This window comes from uncultured Tateyamaria sp. (assembly GCF_947504105.1).
GTDB lineage: Bacteria > Pseudomonadota > Alphaproteobacteria > Rhodobacterales > Rhodobacteraceae > Tateyamaria.
Genome location: NZ_CANNGP010000020.1, coordinates 69064 through 77739 on the forward strand (window position 1 = coordinate 69064; position 8676 = coordinate 77739).

At 61.3% G+C, this 8676-nt stretch carries 7 protein-coding genes and 1 pseudogene; 6 read left to right on the plus strand and 2 right to left on the minus strand.

Going from position 1 to position 8676, the window contains the following annotated elements; translation table 11 throughout:
- Positions 1–65: 65 nt before the first annotated feature.
- Genes Q1A75_RS13365 through Q1A75_RS13385 form a run of 5 tightly spaced genes read left to right on the plus strand, consistent with a single transcriptional unit; the run spans position 66 to position 4099 of the window.
- Positions 66–1133, plus strand: coding sequence for an ABC transporter permease (locus Q1A75_RS13365; protein WP_299550220.1), 1068 nt, complete (start codon positions 66–68; stop codon positions 1131–1133).
- Positions 1130–1900, plus strand: a complete 771-nt coding sequence (locus Q1A75_RS13370) for an ATP-binding cassette domain-containing protein (protein ID WP_299550218.1) — start codon at positions 1130–1132, stop codon at positions 1898–1900. Before Q1A75_RS13365 ends, Q1A75_RS13370 begins: the two co-directional genes overlap by 4 nt.
- A complete protein-coding gene (locus Q1A75_RS13375) occupies positions 1901–2518 on the plus strand; it encodes an AAA family ATPase (RefSeq protein ID WP_299550215.1) in 618 nt (205 codons plus the stop codon).
- Complete coding sequence (locus Q1A75_RS13380) at positions 2515–3429, plus strand: carbohydrate kinase (protein WP_299550214.1); 915 nt, start codon at positions 2515–2517, stop codon at positions 3427–3429. The genes Q1A75_RS13375 and Q1A75_RS13380 overlap by 4 nt, the downstream gene beginning before the upstream one ends.
- Before the next feature lie 4 nt (positions 3430–3433).
- Entirely contained in the window at positions 3434–4099 is a 666-nt protein-coding gene (locus Q1A75_RS13385; protein WP_299550212.1) for a D-lyxose/D-mannose family sugar isomerase, read from the plus strand.
- Here the strand turns inward: Q1A75_RS13385 and Q1A75_RS13390 are convergent.
- Positions 4086–7491, minus strand: a pseudogene (locus Q1A75_RS13390) (indolepyruvate ferredoxin oxidoreductase family protein). The gene Q1A75_RS13385 and the pseudogene Q1A75_RS13390 overlap by 14 nt on opposite strands.
- A 124-nt stretch (positions 7492–7615) precedes the next feature.
- On the opposite strand from Q1A75_RS13390, the gene Q1A75_RS13395 reads away from it, so the two are divergent.
- Positions 7616–8074: an Lrp/AsnC family transcriptional regulator gene (locus Q1A75_RS13395; protein WP_299550210.1), complete on the plus strand. Its 459-nt coding sequence runs from the start codon at positions 7616–7618 to the stop codon at positions 8072–8074.
- Here the strand turns inward: Q1A75_RS13395 and Q1A75_RS13400 are convergent.
- Positions 8071–8625: a substrate binding domain-containing protein gene (locus Q1A75_RS13400; protein WP_299550208.1), complete on the minus strand. Its 555-nt coding sequence runs from the start codon at positions 8623–8625 to the stop codon at positions 8071–8073. The two genes, Q1A75_RS13395 and Q1A75_RS13400, sit on opposite strands and share 4 nt — an antisense overlap.
- Between the last annotated feature and the right edge of the window lie 51 nt (positions 8626–8676).

Below are 8676 nucleotides of genomic sequence, written 5' to 3' on the forward strand. Positions count from 1 at the left end.
CTAAGCTATACTTGGGGGGGGGCACGTCGCCTGCCCCATTTCATTGCCTGACATCGGGACCACCCATGACCCAATCGGACAACTACGAAGCCGCAGCCACTTCAGCCGATGCAACCGTCGCAGAGTTCGAGGATCATCGTCGTGGCCTTGTTGGGCGCGTGCAGCATACGCTGCATCAGACGCCATCACTGGTGCCACTGATCGTGCTGATCTTTTCCATAGCGCTCTTTGGCATTCTGCTGGGCTCGCGTTTTTTCTCGCCCTTTGCCCTGACACTGATCCTGCAACAGGTGCAGATCGTGGGCGTGCTGGCCGCAGCGCAAACGCTGATCATCCTGACAGCAGGGATTGACCTGAGCGTCGGTGCCATCGCGGTGCTGTGCACCGTTGTGATGGGCAAGGCGACGTTCAGCTACGGTGTGCCACCTGCTGTCTCTGTTGCCATCGGTCTGGCGGTTGGTACCACGCTGGGCGCGATCAGTGGATGGTTGGTCAGCCGCATGAAACTGCCACCTTTCATCGTCACACTGGGTATGTGGCAGATCGTGCTGGCCGCGAATTATCTCTATTCCGCCAACGAAACCATCCGGTCGCAGGACATCGAGGCGGAGGCTTCCTTTCTCCAATTCCTCGGGACCAAGATCCAGTTTGGCGGTGCGACATTCACCCTTGGCGTTCTGGGCATGATCGCCCTGTTCATCGTGCTGGCCTATGCCTTGCGATCTACCGCGTGGGGTCGACATGTCTATGCTGTCGGGGATGACCCCGAGGCGGCAGAACTGTCCGGCGTCGACGTGCACAAGACCTACATGTCCGTCTACATGGCCGCCGGGTTCATCTGCGCGCTTGCGGGCTGGGTGATGATCGGGCGGTTCGGGTCGATCTCTCCCTCCGCAACGACCGGAGTGATTGGCAACATTCAATCCATCACCGCCGTGGTGATCGGCGGCATCTCTCTCTTTGGCGGCCGTGGTTCAATTGCAGGTGCACTCTTTGGTGCCCTCATCGTGGGCGTGTTCGAACTGGGCCTACGGATGGCCGGGGCAGACCCGCAATGGACATTTATGCTGATCGGCATGCTGATCATCGCAGCCGTCGCAGTCGATCAATGGATACGGAAGGTGGCGGCATGACCGAACCCATTCTCAAAGCCCGCAACCTCGTCAAACGCTATGGCAAGGTCACAGCGCTTGACCATGCCGACTTTGACCTCATGCCTGGCGAAATCCTTGCCGTGATCGGCGACAACGGGGCGGGCAAATCTTCGATGATCAAGGCCGTGTCGGGCGCGGTTGTCCCGGACGAAGGGCAGGTGTGGCTGGAGGGGCGCGAGGTCAAGTTCCGCTCGCCCATCGAGGCGCGCGAGGAAGGGATCGAAACCGTCTACCAGCAGCTTGCCATGTCCCCTGCCCTGTCCATTGCGGATAACATGTTCATGGGGCGCGAGTTGCGCAAACCCGGGATCATGGGCAAGGTGTTTCGCCGTCTCGACAAGCAGGCGATGGAGAAGTTTGCCCGCCAAAAGCTGAGCGAGCTGGGGCTTGCGACGATCCAGAACATCAATCAGGCGGTCGAAAGCCTGTCTGGTGGTCAGCGTCAGGGGGTCGCCGTGGCGCGCGCAGCAGCTTTTGGGTCCAAGGTCGTGATCCTTGACGAGCCGACGGCAGCCCTCGGGGTCAAGGAAAGCCGCAAGGTGCTTGAGTTGATCCTTGATGTGCGGTCGCGGGGCATCCCAATTATCCTGATCAGCCACAACATGCCGCACGTTTTCGAAGTGGCCGACCGCATCCATGTGCACCGGTTGGGCAAGCGCCTATGTGTAATCGACCCCAAGGATCATTCGATGTCCGACGCTGTTGCTTACATGACCGGCGCGGCGGTCCCGGAGATAGCAGCGTAGATGACCTTCGACCAGATCTGTGCGCAGATCCTTGATCGGCCCGCTGCACCACACAGGCGTCTTGTGGCCGTGGCGGGTCCGCCTGCGAGCGGAAAGAGCACGCTGGCAGAAATCCTTGCCGCGCGGCTGTCACAGCAAGGCGAGCACGCCGCCGTGGTGCCCATGGATGGGTTTCACCTTGACGACTGCCTGCTGGAACGCGATGGGACGCGCAACCGCAAGGGCGCACCATACACGTTCGATGCAGATGGCTTTTGCCGGCTGATAACCGCCCTGCAATCACCCGACCCGATTGTGTTTCCAGTCTTTGACCGCACCCGCGAAATCGCCGTAGCAGGCGCGGGACGGGTCGAGGCAAGATGCAGCACGGTGCTGGTCGAGGGAAACTACCTGCTTCTCGACACGCCGCCCTGGACCAAGCTGCACGATCTCTGGACATTCTCGATCGCGCTGCACCCCCCGATGGATCTGTTGATCGACCGGCTGAAGGCCCGCTGGGCCGAACATGGCAAGCCTGATGCACAGGCATGGATTGACACCAACGATGTGCCGAATATCACCACCGTGCTGACTCACTCGGCAACTGCCGACCTCACATTGAACGAGATAGACCAATGATACTTTGCGCGGGCGAAGCCCTGATCGACATGATCCCGAATGCCCACGGCGCTTACGTGCCGCATGTCGGAGGCGCGGTGCTGAACACCGCCGTGGCCTTGGGCCGCTTGGGCGAACCCGTCGGGCTGGTCACCGGCCTGTCCTCGGACCTGTTTGGCGGGATGATCGCGGATCACCTGACCGCCAGCCATGTCTCAACGGACCATGCCGTGCGCAGCAACCGCAACACGACGCTGGCCTTTGTGCATCTGGACCAAGGCAATGCCACCTACACGTTCTATGATGATGAAACCGCGACACGGAACATCCAACCTGTTGATATTGCCTCTGTCCCCGCGGGGACAGAGGCAATGTTCTTCGGCGGTATCTCTCTCTGCAACCCGCCGGCGGCGGACAGCCTGCTGGATTTGGCCCTGTCCCAACCCGAAGACCGGTTGGTGATGGCGGACCCGAACATCCGCCCCGGCTTTGTCTCTGATCACGACGGGTATCGCGCCCGTTTGACCAAGCTGATCGAGCGCGCGGACATTGTGAAACTGTCGGATGATGACATAGGCTGGCTGGTGTCCGACGGTGATCTGGACGCCAAGACGCAGGCCGTACTCAACATGGGGCCGAAGTTGCTTCTGCTGACCGAAGGGGGCGACGGAGCGACGGCGCATCTGTCAAATGGCACACGGGTACGGGTCGCTGCGGAAAAGGCGACGGTCGTTGACACAGTTGGCGCTGGTGACACGTTCAATGCGGGTTGCCTTGCCGCCCTGCGCCGCGCTGGCGCGTTGTCGCCTTCGGATGTTGCAGTGCTGGACGAGGTCACGCTGACGGATATGCTGACCCTGTCCGCCCGTGCCGCCGCCATCACCGTCTCTCGCGCCGGGGCGAACCCGCCCTGGCAAACTGAACTGGACTGATCCCATGAAACGATCCCGCGTGAATGACATCCTGGCCGAAGGGGCCGCGTTCTTTACCAAGCACGGCTGGACCGTGCCGCCCTTTGGCGGCTGGACACCGGACGAGATGCGCAGCGACAAGGCCGCCCATATCCGGGACCGGGGCCTCGGCTGGGACATCACGGATTACGGGCAGGGCCGCTTTGATGAGATGGGCCTGTTCCTGTTCACCATGCGCAATGGCGATCTGACCGGAATGGGCCAGCAGGGCGCGATGCTTTATGCCGAGAAGCTGATGATCTCGCGTCAGGATCAGCTTTCGCCGATGCACCGCCATGTGCTGAAGACCGAGGATATCATCAACCGTGGTGGGGCCACGCTGGTGCTGGAACTGTTCACCTGCGATGCCGAGGGGCAGATGGATCGCAAGGCGGACGTTCAGGTGCTGACCGATGGCGTTCCGGTGACCTTGCCTGCTGGGGGACATTTGAAGCTGCCCGTGGGTGCGTCCGTGACCCTGACACCCACCACCTGGCACGCCTTTTGGGGTGAGGGCGGCGATTGCCTGATTCACGAGGTGTCGACCGTAAACGACGATCTGACCGACAATATCTTTGCCGAGCCCATCGGGCGGTTTTCCGACATCGAAGAGGACGTGGCCCCGACACACCTTCTAGTCAGCGACTACTAGCTTTCTCCAGAGCGACATCAGCCTCCGGTTTCAGCCGCGCGACGGCGTCGGCTTTGACAGGGCCGAAGCCGCGAAACTCCTGCGGTGCGCCAAGGAATGCGCGGGCCGCTTGGTGGTCTTTGATGCCGTGGCTGAGACGGTCGAGGCCCGAAACATACCAATCGATCAGTGCCCGCTCTTCACGCCGTTCCGCCGTGTAGCCAAACGGATCGAACGCGGTGCCGCGCAGGCGTTTGCCTTTTGCCAGCAATACCATCGCGCGGGTCATCCATGGCCCAAAGCGGCGCTTCAGTGGGCGGCCGCGCGCGTCGGTTTTCCATGACAGGACTGGTGGCGCCAGATGGTGGCGGACCTTGAAGTCGCCGTCGAATTGCTCAGACAGCTTTTCTGCGAACCCCGTTTCGGTGTGCAACCGGGCAACCTCGTATTCGTCCTTGTAGGCCATCAGCTTGTAGAGGGACTTGGCGGCAAGGCGCTGGCTTTCGTCGTCAAACCCTGCCGTGGAGCGGTTCAATATATCCCGGTAGCGCTGCGCGTAGGCTTCATCCTGATAGGCGACCAGCAACGCGGCGCGGTGCGCGATGATCTCGTCCACGGTTTGCAGTGCCTGTGAATGGCTGGGGACGGCAAAGTCTGCCGGATCATGCGCCCAGATGCGCCCCATCTCAAAGGCGCGGGTGTTCTTGTCGACTGCAACGCCATTGAGGTGAATGGCCTGCTTCAAGGCCATCTGACTGACGGGAACGAGACCCTTTTGCCATGCCATCCCCAGCAGCATGACATTGGCAAACACGCTATCCCCTAGCATGCGTTCCGCCAGCGCATTCGCATCGCAGGTGGTCAAGTTATCCACGCCGATCACATCCGCAATGGCCGCCTCGCGATCGTCGACGTGCAGGCTGGCGTCGCGGTGCAGGACCAGGTCACCGGTTGGCATTTCTGCCCGGTTCAGGACCATGCGCGTGCCGGTGTGATAGTGGGCCGACGCCTTGGGGGTTGATGACACCACGATGTCACATCCGATAACCGCATCTGCAGCCGCCTCTTCGATCCGCACCTGATGCAAGTAGTCCGGTGTCTGCCCCAAGCGAATGTAGCTGAGAACCGTTCCGAATTTCTGGGCAAAGCCGGTGAAGTCGAGAACAGAAGCTCCGCGCCCCTCAAGATGTGCCGCCATGGTGATTAGGGCGCCGACGGTCACGACACCCGTTCCGCCCACCCCGGTGACCAGCAGGTCGAAGGGTGTGTCCAGATGCGGGAGGGTTGGTTCGGGGAGGCCGCCAAGCGCGGCTTCTATATCAAACTCCAAGGCTTTGGGTGTCTTCCGCGTCGCACCCTCGACCGTGACAAAGCTGGGACAGAAGCCGTTGAGGCAGGACATGTCGGCGTTGCAGGTCGATTGGTTGATGCGCCGCTTGCGCCCCAAGGGCGTTTCCAACGGCTCCACGCTCAGGCAATTGCTTTCGACCGAGCAATCGCCGCAGCCTTCGCACACCTCGGGGTTGATCACAGCAAAGGTTGAGACGGGCGGTAATTCCCCCCGCTTGCGGCGACGGCGCTTTTCGGTGGCGCAAGTCTGTTCGTAGATCAGAACCGTCACACCCGGCACCTCGCGCAGCTCACGCTGCACAGCGTCCAGCGCCTGTCGGGCATGGAAGCTGGTGCCCGGGGGAAAGTCGGACCTTGGAAACTTGGCAATGTCGTCGGACACCAAGGCGATCCGGTCTACACCTTCTGCCCGACTGGACCACGCAATGCCGGCGGCACTGACCGGGCCGTCAACAGGCTGCCCGCCAGTCATCGCGACCGCATCGTTGTAGAGCACTTTATAGGTGATGTTCGTCCCTGCGGCGACAGCCTGTCGGATCGCCAAAGACCCAGAGTGATACCATGTGCCTTCGCCCAGGTTCTGGAAGATATGCTTGCCGCCGTTGAATTTCGAGGCCGCAACCCAGGGCACACCCTCGCCGCCCATCTGCGCATAACCGCCTGTGTCCCGGTCCATCCACGAGGCCATGACATGGCAACCGATACCCGACGCCGCCTTGGACCCGTCGGGCACCTTGGTCGACGTGTTGTGCGGACAACCCGAGCAGAAATACGGGGTGCGCGTGGCGCCTTCGACATTCAGCAGCTTTGGCGGTGTTTGCAGCGCTTTGGCTCGGGTCGGCAGGTCCAGATCGGGAACGAAGGCGTGCAATCGTTTGGCGGTCAGGGGAGCGAGCAGCTTGGGGCTCAGCTCTCCGGTCCACGGGACCAAGGGGGCGCCGGTTTCGTCATGCTTGCCCACCATGCGCTCTGGTATGTCACGCGGCAGATCGTAAAACGCCTCTTTGAACTGGCTTTCGATGATCCCGCGCTTTTCCTCGATCACCATGACCTCGCGCTTGCCACGGACAAAGGCGCGCGCGTCGCGCAAGGCCAGTGGCCAGACCATGCCGACCTTGTAGATGTCGATACCGTGGGCGCGGCACGTGGCTTCATCGAGGCCAAGAAGGCGCAGCGCTTCCATCAGGTCCAGATGTGCCTTGCCGGTGGTCACAAAGCCGAAATGCGCGTCAGGCACATCATAGATGCGCCGGTCAACCGGGTTGGCCTGTGCAAAGGCCTGTACCGCGTCCAGCTTGTGACCGATGCGCCCCTCGATCTCGGGGCTGGGCAAATCCGACGGGCGGATATGCAGACCACCGGGTGGGGCAACGTAGTCCGGTTGGGCAAAGACTGGAACGGGCGGCAGGATCACCGATGCCCCGCTTTCGACCGTTTCCGAAATCGCCTTGAACCCCACCCATGTTCCCGAAAACCGGCTGAGCGCGAAGCCCCACGCGCCAAAGGTCAGGTATTCGGCCACCGAGGCCGGGTTCAGCGTGGGCATGAACCACGTCATGAAGGCGACATCGGACTGGTGCGGCATGGAGGATGACACACAGCCATGATCATCCCCGGCGACGACCAACACCCCCCCCCAACGGGGATGAGCCATAGGCGTTGCCGTGTTTCAGCGCATCACCGGACCGGTCCACGCCCGGCCCCTTGCCGTACCACATGGAGAAGATGCCATCATGTTTGCAATCGGGATCCAGCACGGCCTGTTGCGCCCCAAGGACGGCTGTGGCTCCAAGGTCTTCATTGACGGCGGGCATGAATGTGATGCCTGCGGCGTCCGTCCGCTGCTGTGCCCGCCACAGCTCCAGATCGAACCCGCCAAGCGGCGACCCGCGATAGCCCGAGATGAAACCAGCCGTGTTGCGCCCGGCCGCCCGATCTTGTCGCGCCTGATCCAGCATGATGCGCACCAGCGCTTGTGTTCCGGTCAGGAACACGGGCCCTTCCGTGCGATCATAGCGGTCGTTGAGGGCGTAGGGATCAAAGCGGTGGCGCGGGTCCGACATGTGCGGCCTCCTTTCCAACAGTATCGCGGTTCCGGGGTGGGAAAGGATTTCAGTTTCTCTGCGAATGGCCTAATGTGTGAAAAACCATATCGATTTCAGTCTACAAGATGGATAAATTACCCACATGAAGATGGATCACCGCGACCACATCCTTTTGAAGCATCTTCAAGCGGACAGCCGCATCTCCAACGCTGATCTGGCGGATGAGGCTGGCATGTCGCCGTCCGCGTGCTGGCGGCGGGTGAAAGCGCTGGAGGAGGCAGGTATCATCGACCGCTATGGCGCGGTCGTGAACCCGACGGCGGCGGGACTGACCTTTCAGGCCATCGTACATGTGCAACTGGCCCGCCATTCCGAGGACGAGTTGAACGCCTTTATCCAAGCGGTGTCGACACGGCGTGAAGTTGTGGAATGCTATGCCACCACAGGCCAATCCGACTACCAGATGCGCGTGCTGTGCCGCGATCTGGACGCTTACAACGCCTTTCTTGAGACGTTCCTGTTCCGCCTATCCGCGGTTGCCAGTGTGCAGACCAATGTTGTCCTGCGTGAAATCAAGCGCAACACCGGCATTGGGTTCTAGCGCAACTGGGTGCGCAGGAAATCAATGACGGCACGCACCTTGGTGGGCAGATAGTTACGGCTTGGGTACAGCAGCCACGCCCCCGTATCGAAGGTGGTCGCCGTTACGTCGTGGTCCGGAAACAGATCGACCAGAGTGCCCTGCGCCAGATCGGTTTCGGTCATCCAGTTTGCCAACAGCGCAGGACCTAACCCGTTCCGCGCGGCTGTGCGCAGGGCCAAGGCGTTTGAGATCAGGATCGGGCCTGTGACCCCGACGATCGTCTCGGTCTGGTTTTTCCGAAACCGCCACTCGGTCCGGTAGTCCGGCAAGGTCATGCGCAGGCACGCATGGTCTGTCAGTGCCTCCGGCTTCCGCGGTCTGCCGTGTTGATCCAGATAGTCCGGGGATGCCACCACGCGATACTGTGTGGACATGAGCCGTGTGCTGATCAGATCGCCCTTGGGTGCAGGAGCAAGGCGGATGGCAATGTCGATCTGGCCCGCAACCAAGTCGATTGTCTGGTCGTTCAGGATCAGTTCAAGTTTGATGGGGTGGATGCTCCCTCCCACAACGGCATCGCAATGTGCCAGACTGGCTTTGTTGACAAGTCAGTGAGAATG

Bases quoted from the DNA above. Each gene is read 5' to 3' on its own strand.
- Q1A75_RS13375 (WP_299550215.1), top strand. From the start codon at position 1,901: ATGACCTTCGACCAGATCTGTGCGCAGATCCTTGATCGGCCCGCTGCA.
- Q1A75_RS13395 (WP_299550210.1), top strand. From the start codon at position 7,616: ATGAAGATGGATCACCGCGACCACATCCTTTTGAAGCATCTTCAAGCG.
- Q1A75_RS13370 (WP_299550218.1), top strand. From the start codon at position 1,130: ATGACCGAACCCATTCTCAAAGCCCGCAACCTCGTCAAACGCTATGGC.
- Q1A75_RS13365 (WP_299550220.1), top strand. From the start codon at position 66: ATGACCCAATCGGACAACTACGAAGCCGCAGCCACTTCAGCCGATGCA.
- Q1A75_RS13380 (WP_299550214.1), top strand. From the start codon at position 2,515: ATGATACTTTGCGCGGGCGAAGCCCTGATCGACATGATCCCGAATGCC.
- Q1A75_RS13385 (WP_299550212.1), top strand. From the start codon at position 3,434: ATGAAACGATCCCGCGTGAATGACATCCTGGCCGAAGGGGCCGCGTTC.